We start from the raw sequence: 26,695 nt of genomic DNA on the forward strand, positions 1-26,695 counted from the left end.
TTAAAACGAAGAAACACGCTGCTTCGTTTTTGGTACAATAATAAATTTGATCCAGATTACCCCGATTATCATAATAATTAAGGTATGTAGTAATTGACCTGTAGCAATGAGTATAACACTCGAAAATACAATGAGTTGAATGCTTAGCAATATAAAGATTAAGCGAAGAAATTGATTCATTCGTTTTTCAGTATCAATCGGATACAATGCTACAATAATATTTCCCGAAAAATATTTCCAAAGGGAACGAAGCTGCATAGAAATCATATATAGGACGATATATGCGATAGCGCCTTTTACGTATGTGTTTGGTATAAAATATAAGGCGAAGGCACCAATCAGCCCTAAGCGAATATATATACCGAAATAATCATTCCCGCGTAAAAATGCTAGTGTATGTAAATAGAAGAAAGTTGCTCGTTTTTTATGTAATAAAGGTTCAATCCAATTTGTAAGCCATTTTCTTTTGTTTACTTGCTTATTAAGTTGCGGAACATCGGTGAAGATGCTAGCAAATTGATAGAAACGAACGTTCATTTTTTCTTCTTGTTCAATTATGTAATCCCACGGTATTCGTTTTGTAGGCTGTTTTTTCGTATATAGAAGTAGGAAAGCAAGTAGTAAGAGCAATCCACCTAATATGAGAACATGTGCCGAGTAAAATAGCATGTAAATGATTAGGGCGTTACAAGCAATACGAATAATGAACCATATGTTTTTTTCATGGCTATCACGCCACATCCAATATATGTACATGTTCCAAGCTTTCGTAATCATTAAAACGATAAAGATTGTACATAAGAACGGTACAGTTAATTGTAATGATTGCATAGCAAGCGGAACGAGAATAAGGAACGTAAATAATAATGGGAAAATCTGAATGATGTAATTATATAGAAGAGATTTTTTAAAATAAGATGTTAGTTTCTCTTCTAATGTAAGCAAATAGACAGCATCAGGTTTTTGAATAAAGGTGCGAATGGGACATCTCATTATAATAAATGTAAGAACGGTCGTTATGAGTATGAGAGATATTCCTTTAGAAGGAGATGCTTTTAGAAACTGAGCATAATAATATGCGCCAACGCATGAAATAAAGATAAAGCTATATAATAAACCGTTAATCATACGTGCAAAGTATGTAATGATATTTTGAATGTGTTGTTGGAAGCGACTGCTCCATAGTGATTCGATTGACATGTTTTTCACCTCTTTGTTCTATTATATATGTTTTACAAAAGAAAAAACGAGCAAATTGCGTTATGCAACTTGCCCGTTTTTCTTTTCGTTATTTTTTTTCTGATCACGATTCATTAATGGATAGAAAGCAAATCCAATTACGAATAAACCAATTCCGAGAAGGAACGTTTTTATATCGGATGCACCGGTTTTAATAACCCATAGTGCGTAGCAAAGTGCGATCACTGCGACTATACCATCTGTAATTCTTGCCCGCATTTCATTTTTATATGTTTCACCAGTTGCGACTAATTTTAACTGGAAGATCGGTGAAACGAGATATGGAATGAGGTAGGCCAGTGTTGATACGGTAATAACGAATGTATAAGCTTCCGCAATAGTTCCTGATAATGTTGAGAATAAGAATACTTGCGACATAATGTTTGTTAATCGTAATGAGTAAATTGGACTTCCTTTTTTATTTGTTTTTGTGAAGAAGGAAGGGAAGAAACCTTCTTTTGCTGCTTGATACGGTACTTCTGAGCTTAATAAAATCCAGCCTAAGATAGAACCGAATAGGGAAGTAAGAGCAAGTAATGCCATCAGTTTCCCGCCGCCATGACCCATTGCAGCATTTAGTGCATCTGCTAACGGACGTTCAGAAGCTTGTAATGTATCAACGTGAAGGACACCCATTGTTAAAATTGTAATTCCTAAGTAAATTGCAACTGTAATAAGTAATCCCGCAACTGTTGCCCGTTTTACCGTTTTTGGAGAAACAGCCCGGTTTGATAAAAGAACGGCTGATTCAATTCCGATAAACGCCCAAAGCGTTGTAAGAGCGGCTAAATTTACTTGTGAAAGAAGACCGTGTGATACACCTGATTTATCGATCATCGGTGTGTACCATTGTCCAAACTTAGAAGCTTCGAATGCAAATAACGTAACGACGATAAATAAAAGGAATCCAGTCACTTTCGTTGTTGTTGCTAAGAAGTTTAGCTTTCCAGCTCCGCTTACACCATTAGTTAATATAATATGAGTTCCCCAAAGTAAGATGGAACAAATCGTAAATGTAATTAGTTTTCCGACTTCTATGTTAAACGAACCGATTGAAAATAGTAGTCGCGTATCTTTCATAATTGGGAAGAAAAGTGATAAATATCCCGCGAAAGATGTAATGATGGCAACGTTACTTGCCCAGTTTGCAACCCAATATCCCCATACCATACTGAAACCAGCCATTTTTTTCTTTTTTGGTGTTGAGAATAAAGCATATGCATGACTTTGTGGTCCTGTCGTTAAATCAGGACGACGAATTGCTAAATTACCAAAAACAAGAGCTAGCATTAAAACACCAAACCCTGTTGTTAACCAAGCTAAAGTGACACCGAGTGGGCTTGCTGTTTGTGCCAACGTACTTGGCACCATGAAAATCCCAGCGCCAACCATATTACCGACAACGAAAGCTGTTAGTACCCAAAAGCCCCATTTTTTTTGTTGCATAGAAAATACCTCCAAAGTTAGTATAACCAAGTCAAGCGAGGAGATATGTATGTCTTCCGATTAGAGAAGAGAAGTCCCAAACAAAACAAAAAAAGCACGTAATCTGCCGCTACATGCTTTCTATCTTATAAGAAACCCACGACATACCTCTCGATAGCTCTCCACAAACGAAACGTTTGTGACAGTTCTGCACTTATTAAATGCAGACCCAGCAAGTGTGCATGGTGGACACGACTTACTTCGGCAATCATTCCTTTCTCATTTCTTCATCAATGCCACTACATCTCCTGAAATGATACTCTTAATGACTGCAACCTCTACCTCACCGAGATACGAATGAGGATTTAAATATTAAATTAACGTATTTAAGAGTAACAAATGTATTTTTATACGTCAATGGATATAGTAATAATCAGATTATAGAGAAGAGTTTGTGATTAAAAGAGAGAGGGATTATTATGTAATATTGAATTTTCATAATATAATAAATGTTATTGACGCTAGAAGATTGAGAAGGGGATGAAGTATATGTCTGTATGTCATAAACATTCAGTAATAGGTGTGCTAGATTCGGGAGTTGGGGGATTAACAGTTGCGAGTGAAATTATAAGACAATTGCCTAAAGAGAGCATTTATTATATTGGTGATAATGAGCGTTGTCCGTATGGGCCAAGAAGTGTAGAAGAGGTACAATCTTTCGTATTTGAAGTGGTTGAGTTCCTCAAACAGTTTCCGTTAAAAGCGCTAGTGGTAGCATGTAATACTGCTGCAGCTGCTGCATTGACTGCGCTGCAAGAAGCACTGTCTATTCCGGTTATTGGCGTTATACATCCGGGAGCAAGAGCGGCAATTAAAGTGACAAAGAAAGGGGAAATCGGAGTAATTGGAACTGTAGGTACGATACAGTCTAATATGTACGAAAAAGCATTACACGAGCTTGATACATATTTGGAAGTGCATAGTCACGCGTGCCCGACTTTAGCTACAGTTGCAGAAAATCAATTAGAAGATACAGCATATGTAACGCAGCAAGTGAAACAAGCTTTACTGCCATTAACGAAAGAAGATATAGATACGTTAATTCTTGGGTGTACGCATTATCCACTTTTAGAGTCCTATATAAAAAAGGAACTAGGAGAAGATGTAACGATTATTAGTTCTGCAGAAGAAACAGCGATAGAATTAAGCACAATTTTACAGCACAAAGGAATCCTGTCTGACAATTTGAATCCGAAGCATCGATTTTTTACAACAGGCTCTGTTTTATCATTTGAACATATTGCTGAGCTTTGGCTAGGATATGAAATTTCTGTAGAATGTGTGAATTTACCTATGGAAAAACAACTCGTGAAATAAAAAGAAGCTGATCTAAAACTAGATCAGCTTCTATATAAGATTAAACTAAGTTCAATACAGTTACTTTTTCACGTGTCATAGACTCAAGGCTCTTACGAATACCTTGTGCGCCCATACCTGAACCTTTTACACCGATGAATGGGAAGTGGTCAGGGCCGCGCTCTGTGCGTCCGTTAATTTGAACAGAACCAGTTTCGATTTTGTTAGCAATTGCAAATGCTTTGTTAATGTCTTTTGTGAAGACACTTGCTTGTAAGCCGAACTCTGATTTGTTAGCAATTTCAATTGCTTGCTCATCTGAAGAAACGCGGATGATTGGAAGGATTGGGCCGAATGGCTCTTCCCAAGCAACTTTCATTTCTTCAGTTACGTGGTCGATTAATGTTGGGTAAATTAAGTTACGCTCACGTTTGTTACCGATAACGATCGTAGCACCTTTTTCTACAGCGTCGTCAACTAAGCCTTGAACGAAGTCAGCAGATTTATCGTCAATTAATGGAACGATTGTGCTGTCTTGTTCTGGAGATCCAACTGATAGTTTAGCTACTTGCGCTTTTACTAATTCAACAAGCTCGTCCGCTACGTTTTCGTGTACAAGTACACGTTTAATAGCTGTACAACGTTGACCAGAGTAAGAGAATGCACCGCTTACGATATGGTTTGCAGCATCTTGTAAGTCAGCATCTTCACGAACGATACCAGGGTCTTTCCCACCAAGTTCTAGTACAAGTGGAATCATTGAAGCTTTTTTCGCTAAATGTTTACCTGTGTTTGTACCACCTGTGAACGATACCATATTGATACCTTCGTGTTCTACTAAGTAGTCACCAATTACAGAACCGCGTCCTGTAGCTACGTTTACAAGACCTTTTGGAAGGCCAGCTTTATGAAGTGCTTCAACCATTTTAATACCGCTAATTGCACCTTGAGTTGCTGGTTTGAAAATAACAGCGTTACCCATAATTAATGCTGGTGCAAGTTTTGCAGCAGATAAGTTTACTGGGTAGTTAAACGGTGCGATTGCTAATACAACACCAAGTGGTGCACGTTGGATAATCGCAAGTTTTGATTTTGTTCCGCCAGGGAAGCTATCGCCCATCATGCTTTCTCCGTGCATATGTAGAGCTTCTTCAATTGTGTAACGAATGAAATCAGCTGTACGAACAACTTCTTTCTTCGCATCTTTATATCCTTTACCGACTTCTTTCATAATAATATCGGCAATTTCATCTTGCATATTTACGAGCTCATCAGCCCATTTATATAAATATTTTGCGCGATCTTGTAGAGAAGCTTCAGCCCATGATTTTTGAGCTTCTTTTGCAGATGCAATTGCTTCATCTACTTCTCCGCGAGTAATTGCTTGTACTTGACCAATTACTTCGTGTAAGTATGGAGATGGAATGTCGATTGTTTGTCCTGAAGAGCTTTCTCTCCATTCTCCGTTTAAATAAAATTTGTACGTATTGCTAGTTGTCATGATTAGTCCTCCTAAAATAGCAACTTGTAAGAGTGAGTATAAGGTGATTGTAGGGGGTTTGATAATATTTTTCAAATGAAATGTTTGTGAAAACGATTTCTTATTCTTTTTTTATTTTGTATGCCCTTTCTTACAGAAGATTCCCTTATTTCAAACTGCTTTATCTCGTCATAAATCCTCTTCATTTTATCGTGATTGGTATCTATTTTCTTCAATTTGCAAAAAAAACAATTGACAGAATACTCAAAGAAGTTATAAGATTATAAATGGAAAATAAATGAAAGGGGTGTGCGTAATGATTGTAATCGTAAATGTAATGGGCTTAGCTCTGTTAAATAACGGAAAACATTCATATCATTACGCAACCCGTACGGATATATAGGGCATTTTTGTCTTATAAAAAGCGTACGTTGCGTATATCGTAACGTACGCTTTTATGCATTTTTGTGCATATCGTCAAGCGACGGTATGCTTTTTTTTGTCCAATTTGCTTGTTTCCATACTTTGTATGGTTACTATAAAACTGAAATTTGGAAGGTGGAAAAATGTGATGAGATTGTATGGGTTACGAAATGTAAATGTGATTGGTTTGGATAGCGGATAAAGAAATGAGAGTGGAACGAAAACGAGAAGGGAGAGGTTACATTGTTTTCAGTATTACTAAAGTTAAGATGGTTTTTTAAAGAGCATTGGAAGAGATATAGTATCGCAATTGGTGCGCTTTTAATTGTAAATATAGTTGAAGTCATTCCCCCAAAAGTACTAGGGGTTACGATTGATAATATAAAAACAGGAACGTTAACGAATGCAGCAATTATGGAGTCTATTCTTATTTTAATAGGAGTTACGATAGTTGGATATGGCCTTACTTTTGTTTGGCAGCATCAATTATTTGGAGGTGCGTTCGTACTTGAGAAGACGATGCGCTCGAAATTTATGGGGCATTTACTCAAGATGACACCGACGTTTTATCAAAAAAATCGTACTGGCGATTTAATGGCGAGAGCAACAAACGATTTAAAAGCAATCGCTATGACAGCTGGTTTTGGTATATTAACGCTTGTAGATTCTAGTTTATATATGCTTACAATCGTTTTTATGATGGGATTTACAATAAGTTGGGAGCTTACATTAGCGGCCCTTATACCGCTGCCAATTATGGCATATGCGATGAATATATATGGAAAGAAATTGCATGAAAGGTTTACAGTTGCGCAAGATGCGTTCGGTGATATGAATGATAAAGTACTTGAATCAATTGCTGGCGTGCGCGTGATTCGTGCATACGTACAAGAGAACGCAGATCAGGAAAGATTTCATCATTTAGGAGATGACGTCTACGAAAAGAATATGAAGGTAGCAAGAATCGATGCGTTATTCCAACCAACTGTGAAAATGCTTGTCGGTCTTAGTTATTTAATTGGTTTAGTGTACGGTGCATACCTTGTATTTCAATCAAAGGTGACACTTGGCGAACTAGTTTCCTTTAACGTGTATTTAGGGATGATGATTTGGCCGATGTTTGCAATTGGCGAATTAATTAATGTTATGCAAAGAGGAAATGCTTCGTTAGATCGTGTGAATGAAACGTTAGCATATGAACCAGATGTAAAGAATCCGAAAAATCCAAAGCTTGTACAAGATCCTGATTATATTCAGTTTGATGAAGTTTCTTTTTCCTATCCTTCATCAGCTGAAGAAAATTTAAAAAAGGTTTCTTTTACATTAAAACAAGGAGAAACGCTAGGGGTTGTCGGAAAAACAGGAAGCGGAAAAACGACGCTCGTACGTCAGCTTCTTCGTCAATATCCGCTTGGAGAAGGGGATATTGCAGTTTCTGATGTGACATTAGATAAAATGACGAGTGATAATGTACTCGGGTGGATTGGATATGTACCTCAGGAGCACATTTTATTCTCAAAAACAGCGAGGGAAAATATTTTATTCGGAAACAGGGAAGCGACTGAAGAAGAGCTCGAGAAAGCCATTGAAATTGCTGCGTTTACAAAAGACTTAGAGTTTTTACCAGAAGGATTAGAAACGCTCGTTGGAGAGAAAGGTGTTTCGTTATCAGGAGGGCAAAAGCAAAGGATTTCGATTGCGAGAGCGGTTATTCAAAATCCAGAAATATTAATTTTGGACGATTCGTTATCAGCTGTCGATGCTCGTACGGAAGCGGCGATCATTGAAAATATAAGAACGGAAAGAAGCGGAAAGACGACGATTATTACGACGCACCGTTTATCTGCCGTACAACATGCAGATTGGATTCTCGTTATGGATGACGGCGAAGTTATGGAAGAAGGCACGCATGACCAGTTACTTCGAAACGGAGGCTGGTATGCTGAGCAGTTTGAAAGACAACAAGGTGAAAATGAGAGTGCGGATAGTGGGGTGAAAATATGAGTGTTTCAAAACGATTGTTTCAATATGCGATGAAAGTAAAAGGGACGATTTTTGCAGCGATGGCGATGTTATTTATTTTCGTTATCGCTGAGCTTGCCGGTCCGTTCGTCGCTAAAACGATGATTGACGATCATATCGTCGCGATAGAAAAATCTTGGTATGAGACAGAAAAGAGTGAAGATGCTGTTGCATATAATGGCGCCTATTATAAGCGAAGTGATCGCTTTGAACAAGGTGAAAAAAAAGGAAAAGAAGTACGCGTGATGCAAGTCGGTTTTCAATATTACTTTGTACCAAATAAAGTAAATATTGAAGGGTCACGTTCTGTGAAAGGGGATATGATTACCATTCAAAATGGTAAGGCGGTGCAAGTGTATAAAGCGAAAGCATTAACGAAGGAAGAAGTGTTTGCGTTTTATAAGCCAGAAATAAACCCCCTACTGTTACTTGGTGGAGGCTATTTTGCTCTATTAGTAATTGTGTCATTATTTGCATATGGAAAGCAGTTTTTCTTACAGAAGGCAGCAAACAAAATTATTCAAATTATGAGGGAAGACGTCTTCTCTCATATTCAAACGTTACCGATTAGATACTTTGATCATTTACCAGCAGGGAAAATCGTTTCGCGTGTAACGAATGATACAGAGGCGATTCGGGATTTATACGTAACAGTGCTTGCGACATTCGTCTCTAGTTTCATTTATATTATCGGGATATTTGCAGCGCTATTTTTACTCGATGTGAAACTTGCGTCGTTCTGTTTATTAATTATCCCGATTTTAATTGTTTGGGCGATTTTATATAGAAAGTATGCATCTGTATACAATCATAAAATGCGTTCACGTTTATCCGATATTAACGGTACAGTGAATGAATCGATTCAAGGGATGCCAATTATTCAAACGTTCCGTCAAGAGCGTGAAACGAAAAAAGAGTTTGAAGAATTAAATGGCGATTATTTTAAGTATCAAAATAAAATTTTAAATTTAAATGCAGCAACTTCGCATAACTTAGTGTCTGTATTACGAAATATCGCTTTCACAGGTGTGATTTGGTATTTCGGGGGAGCTTCATTAAGTGCTTCAGGCATCATTTCTCTAGGGATACTGTATGCGTTCGTCGATTATTTAACGAGATTGTTCTCACCAATTACAAATATGGTAAATCAGCTTGCTAACTTAGAACAATCGCGCGTTGCATCAGAGCGTGTCTTCGAATTGCTAGAGGAAAAGGGAGAGGCAGTGGAAGAAGAGCGCATGCCTCGCTTACAAGGAAATGTGAAGTTTGATAATGTTTCGTTTTCTTATAATGGAAAAGATGAAGTGCTAAAAAATATTTCTTTTGAAGCGAAACAAGGCGAGACAGTAGCACTTGTCGGTCATACTGGATCAGGAAAAAGTTCCATTATGAATGTACTCTTTCAATTTTATGAGTTTGAAAAAGGGAAGCTTACGATAGACGGTCACGATGTAAAAGAAATGCCGAAACAAGCAACTCGTGAGCATATGGGAATCGTATTACAAGATCCGTTTTTATTTAGCGGGACGGTCGCTTCCAATGTAAGCTTAGAGAACGAAAAAATTTCAAAAGATCGCATCGTAAAAGCATTACGTGATGTGGGTGCGGAAAGGTTTGCGAACAATATAAACGAAGAAATTACGGAGAAAGGAAGTACACTTTCAACCGGAGAACGCCAGCTTATATCGTTTGCTAGGGCACTCGCTTTTGATCCAGCCATTTTAATTTTAGATGAAGCAACATCTAGTATTGATACAGAGACAGAGGCAATGATTCAACAAGCGCTAGAAGTTGTGAAAAAAGGGAGAACGACGTTTATTATTGCTCACCGTCTTTCAACAATTAAAAGTGCGGATCAAATTATTGTACTCGATAGAGGAACAATCTTAGAAAAAGGCTCTCATGATGAATTGATGAAAAAGCGTGGGCGTTATTACGATATGTACAAAACGCAAATGGAAGGAAACCAGAGCGCTTAATGCGGGGAAGAACTTGCGATTGTCGCAAGTTCTTTTTTGTTAGCAAAATGTCGGCGATAAAGGTACATAATAAGAAGTATTATTTTACCTTTCCTACAATTAATGCTATATTAAAAAATGTTACTTATTTTTTGTATGTAGCGTTATTTTTCCATTTTGTTTGATTATGAAGAAAAAGGATAAACTAAATAAGAACATTTTCATTGAAAAATTGTTCAAGATTGCATACAATCAATATAGTTTTTAAATTCCTATCAGAATACTTGGAGGATTACCATCATGAAAAAATTATTTTCAGTGCTTGCAGTAACTACATTAGCGATCGGGATTGTAGCCGGCTGCGGTAAAGAAGAGAAAAAAGATACAGCTAGTCAAGACGCATTACAAAAGATTAAACAAAGCGGTGAACTTGTAATTGGTACAGAAGGTACATACCCACCATTTACGTTCCACGATTCAAGCAATAAATTAACTGGATTTGACGTTGAATTAGCAGAAGAAGTTGCAAAACGTTTAGGTGTAAAACCTGTATTTAAAGAAACACAATGGGATAGCTTACTTGCTGGTTTAGATGCGAAGCGTTTCGATATGGTTGCGAACGAAGTTGGTATTCGTGAAGATCGTCAAAAGAAATATGATTTCTCTAAACCATACGTTTCATCTTCAGCAGTATTAGTTATTGCAAAAGATAAAGATAAACCTGCTACATTTGCTGATGTAAAAGGGTTAAAAGCAGCGCAATCTTTAACAAGTAACTATGCAGATATTGCTAAGAAAAATGGTGCGGAAATTACTAACGTAGAAGGCTTTAGCCAAGCGGCAGAATTGTTAAACACTGGCCGTGTTGATTTCACAATTAATGATAAGTTATCAGTATTAAACTACTTAGAAACGAAAAAAGATGCAAAAATTAAAATTGTAGATACAGAAAAAGAAGCTTCACAAAGTGGATTCTTATTCCGTAAAGGTAGCGATAAGCTTGTACAAGAAGTTGATAAAGCGTTAGAAGATATGAAAAAAGATGGTACGTACGACAAAATAGCGAAAAAATGGTTCGGTGAAAATGTATCTAAGTAGTGCATTGGTTTCAGATCGATTGTCTACTTGGATAGATATTATGCAGTCTTCCTTCATGCCTATGCTGAAGGAAGCTGTCTTTACGACAATTCCATTAACGCTTATTACATTCATTATCGGAATTATACTGGCGACGTTAACAGCGCTCGCGCGTATTTCAGGTAGTCGTATTTTACAATGGATTGCTCGTATCTATGTATCTATCATTCGCGGAACGCCACTTCTTGTACAGTTATTTATTATTTTCTATGGTCTTCCAACTCTTAATATTGAAGTTGAGCCGTATACAGCAGCAGTTATTGGATTTTCATTAAATGTTGGTGCGTATGCATCTGAAATTATTCGTGCTTCTATCCTTTCAATTCCGAAAGGACAGTGGGAAGCAGCTTATACAATTGGGATGACATATCCACAAGCATTAAAACGTGTTATTTTACCGCAAGCAACGCGCGTATCAATTCCGCCGCTTTCGAATACATTTATTAGCTTAGTGAAGGATACTTCATTAGCATCGTTAATTTTAGTAACAGAAATGTTCCGAAAAGCGCAGGAAATTGCGGCAATGAACTATGAGTTTTTAATTGTTTATTTTGAAGCAGGTCTTATTTATTGGGTTATTTGTTTCTTATTATCAATCGTACAACAGATGTTAGAAAAGCGTTCAGAACGCTACACATTAAAATAATCCTTTTACAAAAGGAGTTTTTGTTTTTATGATTTCAATTCAGCACTTACAAAAAAGTTTCGGAGATAATACCGTACTAAAGCATATAGATCTATCAGTTGAGAAGGGTGAAGTTGTTGTTATTATCGGACCTTCTGGATCTGGTAAAACGACGTTTCTACGTTGCCTAAACGTTCTAGAAACACCGAACGCTGGTAGCATTCGTATCGGCAATAAAGAGCTTGATTTCGCTCAAAAAGTATCGAAGAAAGATATTGTAAATCTTCGTACACAAACAGGAATGGTGTTCCAACATCATAACTTATTCCCGCATTTAACAGCCATTCAAAATGTAATGGAAGGGCTCGTTACAGTGAAAAAGATGGGGAAAGAAGAAGCGAAGAAAAAAGCAAACTATTTCCTTGAAAAAGTTGGTTTAGCAGATAAAGTGGATTTATATCCGTTCCAATTATCAGGCGGACAACAACAGCGCGTTGGAATTGCTCGCGCGCTTGCGATGGAGCCGGAAGTGTTACTATTTGATGAACCGACGTCAGCACTTGATCCTGAACTCGTTCAAGAAGTTCTAAAGGTAATGAAAGAACTTGCTAAAGAAGGCATGACGATGGTTATTGTAACGCATGAGATGCGTTTTGCTCATCAAATTGCGAATCGCGTTATTTTTATGGATGGCGGTGTCGTTGTCGAACAAGGTACACCAGAAGATGTATTTACAAATCCAAAAGAAGAACGCACGAAGAAATTTTTACAAATGCTTCAATAATTAAGAAAGGTCTCAAGGCATATGCCTTGAGACCTTTTTGCCATATATATTTATTTTTGGAATCCGCCAAGGCTTTGCTCAGCCATTGCAACTAGACGTTTTGTGATTTCTCCACCAACAGAACCGTTAGCACGAGCCGTAGAATCTGCTCCTAATTGTACACCAAATTCTTGAGCGATTTCGTACTTCATTTGATCGATTGCAGCTGTTGCTCCTGGTACTACTAATTGATTGTAAGAACTTTGGTTTGCCATAGGAATATATCCTCCTTAGAGTTATAAAAATTTTTTTGGTTGGACTAGCTGGATTTGAACCAGATATTATCGCCCCGTTTGGCGCTAATCCATCGGTAATTAAGTTTGTACTCATAGTATGGATGTTACCTAGAAAGATATACAAAATAATAATTTGTAAATTTTGTCAAAAAAACGTAGTGATTTCGTAAATTATGAAATAAGAGTAATCGTTGTATTTTTAAGAAAGAAGGCTAAACTAAGAGCGATATTAAATATGGTGTTCTCTTTGAACCCTACTATGTTAGGGCTAATAATTAGCTTTTTATTGATGGTTTATGAAAGTGAGATACATTACAATTGCAGCTTAGTAATATAAAAACTAAAAAGGCATTAACTTCTCATTTCTGGTTTAACTAGGGATGGGGCATGGAAAGGGAAAGGGAAAGAAAGGAACTGACCGTATCTACTCATGGCTAGATGCTTTCTTCAACCTAAAAAGAAAGAACTTTAAATGATGTTAAACGATAATGTATGGAGGAATCATGATGGGGATTTGCCCGCTTTGCAACGCATTCGAATCACAAACCTATTCTTGTCAAAATTGCCAAGGTATACTCCAAGATTATGGGAAAACTGTAGATTACATAGACGATTATAGTGCGTATATGGATCAGGAATTATTAAGTGAGGTAGATGGATTAACACATAATCATTCACAAGAATATTGCAATCATATTTTTTATTGCGGAGTATGTAACGTGGAAACTGAGGTTGTAGTAAAACTTGTGTAAATAGAAAACTTCCACCTTATGAATGAGGTGGAAGTTTTTGTTTTCGTATTTGTGAGTGAATCATAGGAGAAGGGATATGTTCGGTGTTTGATGAAGTCCCTAATTTCATTTGGGACATTTTTTCTTTTGCATCGCGCAAAGAATGTTCAGTTAAGTAGATAGCATATTCGTAAAATAATTGGCGCGTCAGTTCACTTTGTTCTTTTAACTTTTCATCTTGGAATACAGTTCGCCCAGGTTTTGAATTTGCTTCAAATAGCCACGGATTTTCCTGCATGTCTAAACCAATATCAAAACCGATTTCTCCAATGTTCCCAGTTACTTGCCCATCGAGCGCGTAACTTATTTGCAAGGCTGTTTGTTTTAATTTATTTTCAATTTGAACTTGTTTCGTTGAATCTGGAAAAAGTTCTTGTAGTAATTTTGTATCACCACCGCTATTTACATGTGTGGTTAAGCTACCTTTGCCAGCAATTTTGGCGACGATGGCACTGACGACCCAATTACCGAAATGGTTTTTATTTGTATGAATGCGAAAATCAACAGGTTGCCCGTCGAAGCGAAGTAAAGAAATACCTTGCTGTACGATAAACTTCTTTAAATCATGTCCTTTTAATACGTGGTTCAGAAGTGTTTCTAATGATTGATACTTTCTTAGTTTATTCTCTTCATTTTCGCGATAACGACAGTAGTAGCAATTCTCTGTTTGAGAATAAAATAGTTGATGAATATTTCTTCCGAAGCTACCGTGTATCGGTTTCATGTAAATTGATTTATATGTGCCAAGAAACCGTTCTACTTGTTCGAAGTGCTGAAATGTCTCTGTGTTTGGTAATAAAGGCACAATTGAATCGTCCTTCATGAGAAGTTGATGAACGTCCCATTTATTAAAAAATCCTGGGTTAAACCATGGAATGTTATAGTCATGTTCTAATTTCCTTTTTGCTCTAACGATTGGTTTATAATTTTCTGCTTTACGATTTGGTAGTCGATCGTAAATGACATTTGGCAAAGGAACTTTTTTCTTTAGCCATTTTCCTTCTTGAAAGAAATACCCATCAATCGTTTCTTCTTCCCAGTTTATATGTTGAACGCCAAAAACGAATACGAACGGTCGTAATGTAAATGGTGGTGTTAGCAACTCACTGAGAGATGTGGAACGGTTTCCTAAAGGAATAGGTGAGTCATCGTTAAAACCAGTTGTGAAAATACCGACTAATGGTCCGAAAATAATTGTTTCATTTTGTGTAAAGGCATGAATGGTAGTGGAATGAGGGAGTAAAAGTTTTTCTGCAATTCGTTTTCCAATCATAATTTCACGAGTAAAGGAATAATGAATTTTTACCTCTTCACTTGCAACATGGCGTCTGCCGAAGGAAAGGGATGTAATAGGTGGTGTAATAGAAAAAATGTAAGGTAAAGTAATACTATTTGGATGCTCATCTGAAATGTTTAATGTATATATGTGCTCTTTCAAAATGGGATTCCCTCCTTTCGTTATGGTGTAAAGCGGCTAAATTTTAGTGGTCCGTGAAAGATCTTTTCAGCTAACGAATCATTATGATGAATGTAACGTTCGTAAGGGGGAATCGTGTTGACATACATAAGCCAAATCGCCCCTTTTTGATCCATAATTGTGGAAAGTTCTAGTTCGAATAAAGAAGAATAAGATTGATCTAATGTTTGAAACACTTCATTTATAATGTCGTGTAAAGCGTCTTGTAATAGTTGCACACCGGTATTAGATAGTACATATTTAATTTTTGATAATGAATGCAGCGAGGAATCATCCGTTACGGAAAGTAAAAATTGATTCGGAAATGAGCTTTTTTGTATAAATTGACCGATAACGTTCCATTTTTGTTCTTTATTTTTTTGCAAAATGGTTCGAATGTGGAGTGGATACGTTAGTTGGTTCGGTGGTTGTAGCATCGTATGGGCGATATAACGTGTTGATTGTATGTTAGATTTGTACCAAGATATAAACTCATCTGTCCGTTTGATTGGAGTAGAAGTATGATATGCGTCATGTATTGTATCGATATGAAACGTTTTATTTTTATAAGCGATCCGGTACAGACTTTCATTGGAATGTGTATGAGTAGGACGTATAATAATATCTTTTGTTTTTAATAAAAGTTTGAAAATGTTGTGTATCGTTGCTATTTCAAATTTTGGTATATAAGGAAATAATTTTTTATTAGTAAGAAATAAATCATGTAGTTCGCTTAAGTCAATAAGTGTGTTATTTAAAAAGGTAGTGGAAGGACGGTTGTGTAATGAATGAATAATTGATTTAGCTTTTTCAAAGTCTGTATCCTCGTTAAAAGAAGAACGATCGTATATATAAGAAGGAATAGGGAATGTTTGCTCTTTCCATTTTCCTGTATCTGTATCATAAATAAGACCAGAAACAAGGTCTGTTTTAGGATCAATACAAAATGGTGTAAACTGGGCAACGACATTATGATAAAGCCGAGCGCGTTTGGCGATTTCGGTGTAATACGTTTGCTCATAATGAGGCCGGGAAGTTAAAATACCGAGAACCAACGAAATCACTCCTTTACTAACAAAGTGTTGGCATAATAGGCGAAGCTATATATTGCAAATACATTTTTATACCATTATACTTTTGTCCGTATGATGATATGCTATAGTTTTGGAGAAGCGAAAGGTTGATTGTAATGAATATATGGTTGAATATGTTAACGACGACAGGGCTCGGAGCGATTATTGGAGGATATACGAACCACTTAGCGATAAAAATGTTATTTCGTCCCCATCGTCCTATTTATATTGGAAAGTTTCAATTGCCATTTACACCTGGATTAATTCCGAAGCGACGTGATGAGCTTGCTGTTCAATTAGGGAAAATGGTAGTCGAGCATTTGTTAACGCCAGAAGGAATCGGAAAAAAGCTAACAAATGAAGAGTTTCAAAAAAGTTTAATTCACTGGGTGCAAGTGGAAGTGGATAAAGTCATTACGAATGAACAATCACTGCGACATATGTTAGAAAAATGGAATGTAGCACATGTAGAAGAAGAGGCGACCGGGAAAATCGAGCATGTGATTACAAAAAAAGTTCAGGAATTTTTAGCGGAGTACTATACATATACATGGGAACAAGCTTTACCTCATTCTGTACATGAAAAAATAGAGAATGCAATTCCAAATGTCTCGGCTTTTATTTTAGAGCGAGGAATTGAATTTTTTGAAAGTGAAGAAGGGAAAGCGCGCCTTTCAAAAATGATTGATGATTTCTTTGCTTCTCGTGGAACATTACTTAACTTAGTCGGGATGTTTCTAGGGAATGTAAGTGTAGTGGATCGTGTGCAGCCAGAGGTAATTAAATTTTTAGGTCAAGATGGTACGGAAAAGCTTTTAACTAATGTACTGCAAAAAGAGTGGGAAAAGTTAAAGGGAAGAGATGTAAAAGAATTAGAAACGTTTGTAGAAAAAGAAATGATTGTAAGCTCCATATTGTCTGCAGTTAAAGTTGAGGAAACAGTGAGTAAGTTTTTAAACCAATCTGTACAGCAAGTGTGTGCGCCAGTTCGAGAAACAATCATTGAAAAAGTGGTTCCAAGCGCAGTAACGAAAGGCTTGAAGTGGGGGACAGAAAATGTAGAGACCATACTAAATAATCTACATCTTGCGGAAATTGTCCAGCAAGAAGTGTCTACATTTTCAACAGAGAGACTAGAAGATTTAGTTCTGTCCATTACAAAAAATGAGCTGAAAATGATTACGTATTTAGGTGCCTTATTAGGCGGAATGATTGGACTCGTGCAAGGGTTGTTACTGTTGTTCCTTAGGTAGTAAAGATAAGTACATAGAAATAAGAGTGAAATTTCTTCACATCTCTTGCATAGTTTGATATGGTAAGAAGAGGTGCGTATGTAAATGCACTTAAAAGGCAGTGTGAGCGAAAAGCGCTAGCCTTCTAAAGGAGGAAAAATAAAATGACAAAAAACATTCATGATGTAGCATATGAATTACAAAAAGCAATCGCTGAAAACGAAGACTTCAAAACTTTAAAAGAGAGCTATGCGGCAGTACAAGGAGATGCAGCTTCAAAGAACTTATTTGAAGAGTTCCGTACGATGCAACTTAGCCTACAACAAAAAATGATGCAAGGCCAAGAAATCACTGAAGAAGACAACCAACAAGCACAAGAAGTTGTAGCTCGCATTCAACAAGATGCTAAAATCACAAAATTAATGGAAACTGAGCAACGCCTAAACGTTGTAATCGGTGACGTTAACAAAATTATCATGAAGCCACTTGAAGAATTATATAGCGCGCAACAAGCGTAATAGTGGAAGACGCTCCTTTATGGGGCGTCTTTTTTGTTTAGGGAATTAAGTTTAAAAGTAAATGTTATTTTAAAAAACAAATTAATTGTAAGCGTATTCTTTAAGGGTTGTCAAAATACTGTCAAATTCATATTGTTGGAAAAATAATGCATTTGTAATATAATGATACATGATACTTCACCATATTAATTAACTAGGTGAAATTAAAATCTTTATTACACACATTATGAAATAAAGGGATGATTAGTTTGATGAGTACAGGTGTAAAAGCAAACGACGTGAAGACAAAAACAAAAGGAGCAGATCTTGTTGTTGATTGTTTAATTAAACAAGGTGTTACACATGTTTTCGGTATTCCAGGAGCGAAGATTGACTCTGTATTTGATGTATTGCAAGAAAGAGGACCAGAGTTAATCGTTTGTCGTCATGAACAAAACGCAGCATTTATGGCAGCTGCTATTGGTAGATTAACAGGGAAACCGGGTGTGTGTCTTGTGACTTCAGGACCAGGGACATCAAATTTAGCGACAGGTCTTGTTACTGCGAATGCGGAGAGTGATCCCGTTGTTGCTTTAGCTGGTGCAGTTCCACGTACGGATCGATTAAAACGTACCCATCAATCTATGGATAATGCTGCACTATTCGAACCAATCACAAAATATAGCGTAGAAGTAGAGCATCCGGATAACGTACCAGAAGCACTATCAAATGCATTTCGAAGTGCTACCTCCACAAATCCGGGAGCAACTTTAGTAAGTCTTCCGCAAGATGTTATGACTGCGGAAACGACTGTAGAGTCTATCGGTGCGCTTTCTAAGCCACAGCTTGGAATCGCTCCCACATATGATATTACATATGTGGTAGAAAAAATAAAATCAGCGAAATTACCAGTTATTTTACTCGGTATGAGAGCGAGCACAAATGAAGTGACGAAAGCTGTTCGTGAATTAATTGCTGATACAGAACTTCCTGTCGTTGAAACGTATCAAGCAGCTGGTGCAATTTCACGTGAGTTAGAAGATCATTTCTTCGGCCGCGTTGGATTATTCCGTAATCAACCAGGTGATATTTTACTAGAAGAAGCGGATCTCGTTATTTCTATCGGTTATGATCCAATTGAGTACGATCCGAAATTTTGGAATAAACTTGGGGACAGAACGATCATTCATCTTGATGACCATCAAGCAGATATCGATCATGATTACCAACCAGAGCGTGAATTAATTGGCGATATCGCTTTAACTGTAAATAGCATTGCAGAAAAATTACCGAAACTTGTATTAAGCACGGAATCAGAAGCAGTGTTAGAACGATTACGCGCGAAGTTATCAGAGCAAGCAGAAGTTCCAAACCGCGCTTCTGAAGGTGTTACGCATCCGCTTCAAGTCATTCGCACACTTCGTTCTTTAATTAGTGACGATACAACTGTTACGTGTGACATCGGTTCCCATTCTATTTGGATGGCGAGATGTTTCCGTTCTTATGAACCACGTAGACTATTATTTAGTAACGGTATGCAAACGTTAGGTGTTGCACTACCTTGGGCAATTGCCGCTACTTTAGTTGAACCGGGAAAAAAAGTTGTTTCCGTGTCAGGTGATGGTGGTTTCTTATTCTCTTCGATGGAGTTAGAAACAGCGGTACGTTTAAATGCACCGGTTGTACATCTCGTTTGGAGAGACGGTACATATGATATGGTTGCGTTCCAACAAATGATGAAATACGGTAGAACATCAGCTACAGAGTTTGGCGATGTTGATCTTGTGAAATATGCAGAAAGTTTCGGAGCCATAGGTCTTCGTGTCAATACACCAGACGAATTAGAAGGTGTATTGAGAGAAGCATTAGAAGCAGAAGGTCCTGTCATTATTGATATTCCAATTGACTACCGTGACAACATTAAACTAAGTGAAAAACTATTACCAAACCAATTAAACTAATGGAGGCATGGTTGAGATGACTGTTGCGCAATTCATTGATATTGATGCAAAAAAAACAAAAATGAGTAATGAAGTATATCAAACATCTACAATGCTTGCGCTATTAGATGGTATATATGATGGTGTGATTAGCTTTGAGGAACTAAAAGAACATGGTGATTTTGGCATCGGCACATTTGATCAATTAGATGGTGAAATGATTGCATTTGATAATGAATTTTATCATTTACGTTCAGACGGTTCAGCGGAAAAAGTAGAGCCAGAAGAAACAACGCCATTTGCGACTGTAACGTTTTTTGAAAAAGAAATGAGTTATACGGTAGAGCGTCCGATGAATCGTGAAGAAGTTGAAGCGTTATTACATGAATTAATGCCGAGTAAAAACTTATTCTACGCTATTCGAATGGACGGTACGTTCCGTGAAGTAAGGACGAGAACTGTTCCAAGACAAGAAAAACCGTATACACCGCTCGTTGAAGTGACGAAATCACAACCAATCTTTTCGTTTAAAAATACAGAAGGTACACTAGCTGGATTTTGGACACCAGATTACGCGCAAGGCATTGGTGTAGCTGGGTTCCACTTACATTACATTGATGGTGAAATTCGCGGGGGCGGACATGTTTTCGACTATGTTATAGAAAACTGTACGATCCAAATTTGTCAAAAAGCTCATATGCATTTAGCACTTCCAGAAACAGCTGACTTTATGGCGGCTGAATTATCAAGAGAAAACTTAGAAAATGATATTGCGACTGCGGAAGGTGCAGAGTAAGAGGGAAAGACTGTTCCATTTTGGAACAGTCTTCTTTTATTCGTAATGTTATTATTTGTCGATAAATCGATATTTCTTGTCGAACCGTTGATATATTGTAAGTTACGATAGATATATTCGAAAAATCGTTGATATATTGTAAGTTACGATAGATATATTTGAAAAATCGTTGATATCGCTTATTTCTTTGAAACAAACCGATGCCCCTCATAATAAAACCGCCACGGATAATGCACAGCTTCTTCTGCATAGTCGATATTAATACGAGGTCCTGCTGTTATTTTATATTGTGATGACATATGTTCTTCTTCTGGAACGAGTTCAATATGTAACGTATCACTTTGTAATGATACGCCGCGTTCTTCTAAAGTAATTCCGAGTGCACGGCATAGTTTGCCAGGACCGTTTGTTAAATTTTTGTACTGTGCTTTCGTAATGTCTGTTTTGTTGTAGCGCGCTAGTTTTATTTCTTCAATCCCATCTACAGGTTCAAGCGCTCGAATGAGAACGCCTTGCGGGGTGCCAACTGGCGCTGTAATGACGTTAAAACAATGATACATACCGTAAATTAAATATACGTAAGCATGCCCCGGTGCGCCAAACATGACCTCTGTACGATCCGTTCGTCTGCCGCCATAACTATGTGCGGCCTTATCATCTGGGCCTTTATATGCTTCTACTTCCACAATGATGCCGCTTCGTTTTATTCCGTCTACAATATGAACGAGTTTTTGGCCGAGTAATTTCTTTGCGACTTCTAACGTGTCGCCTTCGTAAAAAGAAGGTGGTGCCTGCATTGTACTATCTCCTTTACTGAGTGTATATGTATATAGTAAACCAAATTTTCAGTAGTAATTCTAACTCGTTCTATTTGCTACATTTATTTCATAAATTATGGATAGAGTACAACAGCGAAGAGGGGGAGTGCGACATGATTTATCGCTTACTAGCTCTTAATATAGATGGGACACTACTATACAATAACGGAAAAATCGCAAAAGGATTACGAGAAACAATTGAATTTGTGAAAAGAAAAGATGTATACGTTACATTATTTACGAGTCGTAATTTTCAATCCGCTCATAAAGTAGCAAAGGCGTTAAAATTAGATTCTATATTAGTGACACATGGTGGTGCTTTCGTTTCAGCAACGTTAGATAAGCCTTACGTTCAAAGAAGATTATCTGAAGAGAAGACTTTTAACATTGTGCAAGTGTTAGAGCACTTTGATTGTAATGTACGCATTTCTCATGAGCGGTTTTCAATCGGAAACCGGGAGAGAAATACACCAAACTTAATTGCGCGTACTGTATTATCAAGCGCAGATCCGTTATTTTATCCAGTTCAATTTGTAGATTCGTTAGGCGATGCGCTTCGTGATCATCCGGTAGCGGCACCAAAAATTGATGTTGTTTTCCATAGTAAAGGTGAAAAGGAAAGAGGGCTAACTACGCTAAGAAAAGCATTCCAAGATATAGAGTATGTTGAATGTGACGCAAAACGAATAGAAATTTTGCCGCAAAATGTATCAAAGTTACGCGGATTACAGTTGCTTGGAGAGCATTTAAATATTTCGCTAAATGAAATGGTTGCGATTGGGGATAGCATGGAAGATTTAGAGGTCATTGAAAACGTTGGACTTGGGGTAGCGATGGGGAATTCGCCTGTAGAGTTAAAGCAAGCGGCAGATTGGATTACACGTTCAAATAGTGAGAACGGTGTAGAGTATATGATTAAAGAGCATTTCCGTAAGCAATTCCCACTTCCGTTTTTGAAAAACCATAAAAATACACCGAAACGATGAAAGAAAAACGTAGCTTTGTGGCTACGTTTTTTTGTTGAACTTACTAAAAGGAATGAAAGCGTTTTAGGTTGTGAATTGTGTATGAAATCTATACAATTCACTTGAATCCTTTAGAAAACTAATATAAAGTGGATGATGTTCCCAAAATAGTTACACCACATGAAATATTCTTCAGATAAATTTTATTGGGCTCCCGTATGTAAAACATTTCCGCATGATAGTGTAGTTCACGTATTATTTCAAAAATGAATTGTAGTAATTTTATTAATTAGTTGTAGCGTTTCTTTGTTTTATTTAAATGGATTATTTTAAGTTAATGTGAGTAAGATCTGGCACATATGAAATGTGTTTCTTTTTATGATTTTAGGAAGTTTAAAAGGGGGAATGAATTTCTTGAGGAAATCATTTAATCAAAAAATTAAAAAGTTAAGTAGTAGTTTAATAGTTGTATTACTAATATGTATGAATTTTTTAATCCATTTACCATTTAAAGCAGAGGCAGCTACAACAGAATTAAAAGGTTTAGGTGATGTATCTTATTACAACGCCATCATTTTTGGAGATCATAGTGCAACGAGTGCGGATATTGAAGGTGCGATGGCTGTTCAGAAAAATATGAACGCATCAAGTTATACAGTCGTAGCGGCTGCAACTGGAGCAAATAACTTAGCTGGAGCAACTTGGGTAGATGAAGGATATCCATCATTATTACTAGGCGGTCAATTTACGAAAGCGGGAGCAGGACAAGTAATTATTCAAGATGGAACAGTGGCGATGACAAAAGACGGTGACCCAGATGGCGCAATGAAAACGTCATATGACCGTATCTCTTATAAAGAGCAAGCGGAGATTGATGCTAAGTTTAAAGAATTTAGAAAAGACGTTGATGGTGTAATCGGGGATGCGGGCCAATTACACACTGATAAGCCAACACTTAATATGAGCTTTGGAATCGGTGAAGATGTAAACAACCCTAATATTTATGTCTCTTCAGGCCAAACGGGAAAGAAAACATTTGATGTAAAAGACGTTTATCTTCCAAATGTAGAGAATAAAGACTTCATTGTTATTTATTCAGATGCAGAAGAAGTGAGTTTTGGTGGCGGTGCAATTTTGTATGATACAAGAAATACTGGGATGGCAACAGACTTAATTAATACATCTCAAGCATACGACCCTAATTCATCTTTTACTGAGTTAGCTAGTAAGGTAATTTGGGTATTTCCTAATGCTACAAAGATAACAACTAAAGGTTATGGTGTAGTAGGTAGTGTGTTTGCACCTAACGCAGTTGTAAAAACAAAAGGTGGTTCTATTAATGGACAAGCCTATGTTGGAGGATTACACCAAAGAGATGGTTTTGAGGTTCATAACTTTAAATTTAACTGGCCAAAGTGGAATAAGCTAGCAGCTGAAAAAGGAAATTTACAAATTAAAAAAGTTGATGAAAACGATGAAAACATTGTTTTAAAAGACGCAAAATTTGATGTTATAGACAAAGATAATACTGTTGTGGCTACTGTTACAACAAACGAAAAGGGTATTGCGGAAGTAAAAGATTTACCACTTGGTGATTATTTTGTAAAAGAAATTAGTGCACCAGAAGGATATATAAAAGTTGATACACCAGTAAAAGTAACAATTGATAGTACAAACGTAATTGAACTTGTTATGAAGAATACGAAAAAAGTTGAAAATGGCCAATTTAAATTGTTGAAAAAAGATAATGAATCTGGTCAACTTCTACCAGGTGCAAAATTTGATGTTATCGATAAAGATGGGAAAGTTGTCGAAACAATTATTACAGACAGTAAAGGTGAAGCTTTATCAAAACAACTTCCAGTTGGAACATATACATTAAAAGAGGTAGAAGCCCCGAAAGGATATGAACTATCATCTAGTTCAGTTCCTGTAAATGTAGAGGCTAATAAAGTAATTACTGTAGATGTGTTGAATAAAAAAATCCCTGAAAAAGTAACAGGTCAATTCGAAATCGTGAAAGTAGATGCAAATGATAAAGAGAAACTATTATCAGGCGCAGAATTTGAAGTGTATAAAGATGGCAAGAAAGTAGATACGTTACGAACAGATAAAACAGGTAAAGTGATTTCTCAGAAATTAGAACCAGGGAAGTACACATTAAAAGAAACGAAAGCACCACAAGGATATAAGTTGTTAAAAGAAGAAATTGAAGTCGTTGTGGAAGCAAATAAAGTAGTACAAGTACAAGTGGAAAACGCGAAAGAACTGGGAAGCTTACAAATAATCAAAAAGGATGCAGAGAGTGGAAAAGTTCTAGCAGGCGCAGAATTTATACTGAAAAACGAAAGTGGTCAAGTAGTTGGAGAAACGAAAACAACAGATAAAGATGGCGTAGTGAAGTTCGAAAACGTAGTGCCAGGAAAATACACGTTAGAAGAAACGAAAGCGCCAGAAAGTTATAAAGCGCTGGAAGTGACAGTAGAAGTCAACATCGTAGCAAATGAAGTAGTAAAACAAGAAGTTACGAATGAAAAAGTAACAGGTCAATTCGAAATTGTGAAAGTAGATGCGAATGATAAAACGAAAGTATTATCAGGTGCAGAATTCGAAGTGTATAAAGATGGTGAAAAGGTAGCGGAACTGAAAACAGATGAGAGTGGAAAAGTGATGTCACCGAAATTACCATTAGGTGAATACACAGTGAAAGAGACGAAAGCACCAACGGGCTATAAACTTTCTAATAAAGAATGGAAAGTAACAATTCAAAACGAGAAAGAAGTAGTAAAAATAGAGGCAGAAAACGAAAAAATCTTAGGTTCTCTACAAATTATTAAAATGGATGATAAAGATCAAACGAAACGTTTAGCAGGCGCACAATTTACATTGAAAGATGCGAAAGGAAATGTTGTAAAAGAAGGAATTACAACAGATGAGTCCGGAACTGTAAAAGTAGACGGACTAGTGCCGGGGGAATATACGTTAGAAGAAACAAAAGCGCCAGAAGGTTATGAGTTAACAAAACAAGTAATTCATGTAACAGTTGACGGTGAAAAAGTTATTGATGTAAAAGTAACCAATAGTAAGAGCCTTGGTCAATTCGAAATCGTAAAAGTAGATGCGAATGATAAAGCGAAAGTATTATCAGACGCAGAATTCGAAGTGTATAAAGATGGTAAAAAAGTAGAGACATTACGAACAGATAAAACAGGTAAAGTAATCTCTCAGAAAGTAGAACCAGGGAAGTACACATTAAAAGAGACGAAAGCACCACAAGGATATAAGTTGTTAAAAGAAGAAATTGAAGTCGTTGTAGAAGCAAACAAAGTAGTACAAGTACAAGTAGAAAATGCGAAAGAACTAGGAAGCTTACAAGTAATCAAAAAGGATGCAGAGAGTGGAAAAGTTCTAGCAGGCGCAGAATTTATACTGAAAAACGAAAGTGGTCAAGTAGTTGGAGAAATGAAAACAACAGATAAAGATGGTGTTGTGAAATTCGAAAACGTAGTGCCAGGAAAATACACGTTAGAGGAAACGAAAGCGCCAGAAGGTTATAAGGCGCTGGAAGTGACAGTAGAAGTAAACATCGTAGCAAATGAATTAGTAAAACAAGAAGTATTGAATGAAAAAGTGAAAGAAAAAATAACAGGTCAAGTAGAAATTACAAAGGTAGATGCGAATGATACAAATAAAATATTAGCAGGCGCAGTTTTTGAAATTTTGAAAGACGGAACGAAAATAGACAAATTAACAACAGATAAAAATGGTAAAGCAACTTCCAAGAAACTTGAACCAGGAGATTACATTTTAAAAGAAGTACAGGCTCCAGAAGGATACACTTTATCTAATAAGGAAATTAAGTTTACGATTTCTAATCAAAAAATTGAAGTTATAAAACTTCAAATTACAAATCAAAAAGAGCCAGGTGGAGGAACAGAAACACCAGGTGGAGGAACAGAAACACCAGGTGGAGGAACAGAAACACCAGGTGGAGGAACAGAGACACCAGGTGGAGGAACAGAAACACCAGGTGAAGGAACGGAAACACCAGGTGGAGGAACAGAAACACCAGGTGAAGGAACGGAAACACCAGGTGGAGGAACAGAAACACCAGGTGGAGGAACAGAGACACCAGGTGAAGGAACAGAGAAGCCTAACTTACCCGAAAAAGGGGAAGGTTCTTCTAATAATCAACAACTTCCAGCCACAGGACATGATATGAACTATCTCCCATTCGTTGGTTTTGTTCTTGTGTTATTAGGAATACGTTTAAGATTTATGACTAAAAATAGTTAATAGATGTATAAAAGGCATAAGAGAAATGTTATCTCTTATGCCTTTAAGTTATTAATAGAAGGAATAAGATAAAACCTTCTGTATTGACCTGCAAACGCCCTTCAAGT

20 protein-coding genes and 1 riboswitch are annotated in these 26,695 nt (G+C 36.8%); of the genes, 13 read left to right on the top strand and 7 right to left on the bottom strand.

The window, feature by feature from the left end; genetic code table 11:
* Together BTOYO_RS17765 and BTOYO_RS17770 are read right to left on the bottom strand one after the other, a co-directional pair.
* Window positions 1-1,200 (bottom strand): ABC transporter permease, encoded by a 1,200-nt coding sequence (locus BTOYO_RS17765; RefSeq protein WP_000021380.1) that lies wholly within the window; start codon window positions 1,198-1,200, stop codon window positions 1-3.
* 60 nt (window positions 1,201-1,260) lie between these two features.
* Complete coding sequence (locus BTOYO_RS17770) at window positions 1,261-2,685, bottom strand: amino acid permease (RefSeq protein ID WP_001186296.1); 1,425 nt, start codon at window positions 2,683-2,685, stop codon at window positions 1,261-1,263.
* A 146-nt stretch (window positions 2,686-2,831) separates the two neighbouring features.
* A riboswitch (Lysine riboswitch) is annotated at window positions 2,832-3,013 on the bottom strand.
* A gap of 200 nt (window positions 3,014-3,213) precedes the next feature.
* Here BTOYO_RS17770 and racE point away from each other — a divergent pair.
* Window positions 3,214-4,041 carry a glutamate racemase gene (racE, locus tag BTOYO_RS17775; RefSeq protein WP_023441159.1) on the top strand — a complete coding sequence of 276 codons (828 nt, stop codon included), beginning with the start codon at window positions 3,214-3,216 and terminating at the stop codon, window positions 4,039-4,041.
* A 40-nt stretch (window positions 4,042-4,081) separates the two neighbouring features.
* On the opposite strand, the gene gapN is transcribed toward racE, so the two are convergent.
* The gene (gene gapN / locus BTOYO_RS17780) at window positions 4,082-5,521 is read right to left on the bottom strand and encodes an NADP-dependent glyceraldehyde-3-phosphate dehydrogenase (protein WP_000213650.1); all 1,440 of its coding nucleotides are present in this window, start codon (window positions 5,519-5,521) and stop codon (window positions 4,082-4,084) included.
* Window positions 5,522-6,166: 645 nt separating this feature from the next.
* Here gapN and BTOYO_RS17785 point away from each other — a divergent pair.
* From BTOYO_RS17785 to BTOYO_RS17805, 5 genes are all read left to right on the top strand, one after another.
* Complete coding sequence (locus BTOYO_RS17785) at window positions 6,167-7,927, top strand: ABC transporter ATP-binding protein (RefSeq protein WP_000493209.1); 1,761 nt, start codon at window positions 6,167-6,169, stop codon at window positions 7,925-7,927.
* The gene (locus BTOYO_RS17790) at window positions 7,924-9,924 is read left to right on the top strand and encodes an ABC transporter ATP-binding protein (protein WP_000116601.1); all 2,001 of its coding nucleotides are present in this window, start codon (window positions 7,924-7,926) and stop codon (window positions 9,922-9,924) included. The genes BTOYO_RS17785 and BTOYO_RS17790 overlap by 4 nt, the downstream gene beginning before the upstream one ends.
* 279 nt (window positions 9,925-10,203) lie before the next feature.
* A complete protein-coding gene (locus BTOYO_RS17795; protein ID WP_000732848.1) occupies window positions 10,204-11,001 on the top strand; it encodes an amino acid ABC transporter substrate-binding protein in 798 nt (265 codons plus the stop codon).
* Window positions 10,988-11,686 carry an amino acid ABC transporter permease gene (locus tag BTOYO_RS17800; protein ID WP_000281495.1) on the top strand — a complete coding sequence of 233 codons (699 nt, stop codon included), beginning with the start codon at window positions 10,988-10,990 and terminating at the stop codon, window positions 11,684-11,686. Before BTOYO_RS17795 ends, BTOYO_RS17800 begins: the two co-directional genes overlap by 14 nt.
* A gap of 28 nt (window positions 11,687-11,714) precedes the next feature.
* Window positions 11,715-12,449 carry an amino acid ABC transporter ATP-binding protein gene (locus BTOYO_RS17805; RefSeq protein ID WP_000623596.1) on the top strand — a complete coding sequence of 245 codons (735 nt, stop codon included), beginning with the start codon at window positions 11,715-11,717 and terminating at the stop codon, window positions 12,447-12,449.
* A 50-nt stretch (window positions 12,450-12,499) separates the two neighbouring features.
* Here BTOYO_RS17805 and sasP read toward each other — a convergent pair whose 3' ends face one another.
* Window positions 12,500-12,703 (bottom strand): small acid-soluble spore protein, SasP family, encoded by a 204-nt coding sequence (gene sasP / locus BTOYO_RS17810; RefSeq protein WP_000013349.1) that lies wholly within the window; start codon window positions 12,701-12,703, stop codon window positions 12,500-12,502.
* A gap of 527 nt (window positions 12,704-13,230) precedes the next feature.
* Between sasP and BTOYO_RS17815 the strand changes: the two genes are divergently transcribed.
* On the top strand, window positions 13,231-13,476 hold the full coding sequence (locus BTOYO_RS17815) for a hypothetical protein (RefSeq protein ID WP_000510453.1): 246 nt from the start codon (window positions 13,231-13,233) through the stop codon (window positions 13,474-13,476).
* A gap of 16 nt (window positions 13,477-13,492) precedes the next feature.
* Here BTOYO_RS17815 and BTOYO_RS17820 read toward each other — a convergent pair whose 3' ends face one another.
* Window positions 13,493-14,953, bottom strand: coding sequence for a YheC/YheD family endospore coat-associated protein (locus BTOYO_RS17820; RefSeq protein WP_000658085.1), 1,461 nt, complete (start codon window positions 14,951-14,953; stop codon window positions 13,493-13,495).
* Between the two features lie 20 nt (window positions 14,954-14,973).
* Window positions 14,974-16,026 carry a YheC/YheD family endospore coat-associated protein gene (locus BTOYO_RS17825; RefSeq protein ID WP_000242729.1) on the bottom strand — a complete coding sequence of 351 codons (1,053 nt, stop codon included), beginning with the start codon at window positions 16,024-16,026 and terminating at the stop codon, window positions 14,974-14,976.
* A gap of 134 nt (window positions 16,027-16,160) precedes the next feature.
* Here BTOYO_RS17825 and BTOYO_RS17830 point away from each other — a divergent pair, with 134 nt between their 5' ends.
* The 4 genes from BTOYO_RS17830 (at window position 16,161) to alsD (ending at window position 20,509) form a co-directional block, all read left to right on the top strand.
* Window positions 16,161-17,297 carry a DUF445 domain-containing protein gene (locus BTOYO_RS17830; RefSeq protein WP_023441161.1) on the top strand — a complete coding sequence of 379 codons (1,137 nt, stop codon included), beginning with the start codon at window positions 16,161-16,163 and terminating at the stop codon, window positions 17,295-17,297.
* A gap of 143 nt (window positions 17,298-17,440) precedes the next feature.
* Window positions 17,441-17,794, top strand: coding sequence for a YlbF/YmcA family competence regulator (locus BTOYO_RS17835; protein WP_000164615.1), 354 nt, complete (start codon window positions 17,441-17,443; stop codon window positions 17,792-17,794).
* 251 nt (window positions 17,795-18,045) lie between these two features.
* Window positions 18,046-19,734, top strand: a complete 1,689-nt coding sequence (alsS, locus tag BTOYO_RS17840; RefSeq protein ID WP_000103538.1) for an acetolactate synthase AlsS — start codon at window positions 18,046-18,048, stop codon at window positions 19,732-19,734.
* A gap of 16 nt (window positions 19,735-19,750) precedes the next feature.
* Window positions 19,751-20,509, top strand: a complete 759-nt coding sequence (gene alsD / locus BTOYO_RS17845) for an alpha-acetolactate decarboxylase (protein WP_000215002.1) — start codon at window positions 19,751-19,753, stop codon at window positions 20,507-20,509.
* A gap of 179 nt (window positions 20,510-20,688) precedes the next feature.
* On the opposite strand, the gene BTOYO_RS17850 is transcribed toward alsD, so the two are convergent.
* Window positions 20,689-21,306: a DNA-3-methyladenine glycosylase gene (locus tag BTOYO_RS17850; protein WP_001148788.1), complete on the bottom strand. Its 618-nt coding sequence runs from the start codon at window positions 21,304-21,306 to the stop codon at window positions 20,689-20,691.
* Window positions 21,307-21,440: 134 nt separating this feature from the next.
* Between BTOYO_RS17850 and BTOYO_RS17855 the strand changes: the two genes are divergently transcribed.
* Together BTOYO_RS17855 and BTOYO_RS17860 are read left to right on the top strand one after the other, a co-directional pair.
* The gene (locus BTOYO_RS17855; RefSeq protein ID WP_000640435.1) at window positions 21,441-22,313 is read left to right on the top strand and encodes a Cof-type HAD-IIB family hydrolase; all 873 of its coding nucleotides are present in this window, start codon (window positions 21,441-21,443) and stop codon (window positions 22,311-22,313) included.
* 393 nt (window positions 22,314-22,706) lie between these two features.
* The gene (locus BTOYO_RS17860) at window positions 22,707-26,588 is read left to right on the top strand and encodes an MSCRAMM family protein (protein WP_041488054.1); all 3,882 of its coding nucleotides are present in this window, start codon (window positions 22,707-22,709) and stop codon (window positions 26,586-26,588) included.
* Window positions 26,589-26,695 lie beyond the last annotated feature (107 nt).

The organism is Bacillus toyonensis BCT-7112 (assembly GCF_000496285.1).
Taxonomy (GTDB): domain Bacteria; phylum Bacillota; class Bacilli; order Bacillales; family Bacillaceae_G; genus Bacillus_A; species Bacillus_A toyonensis.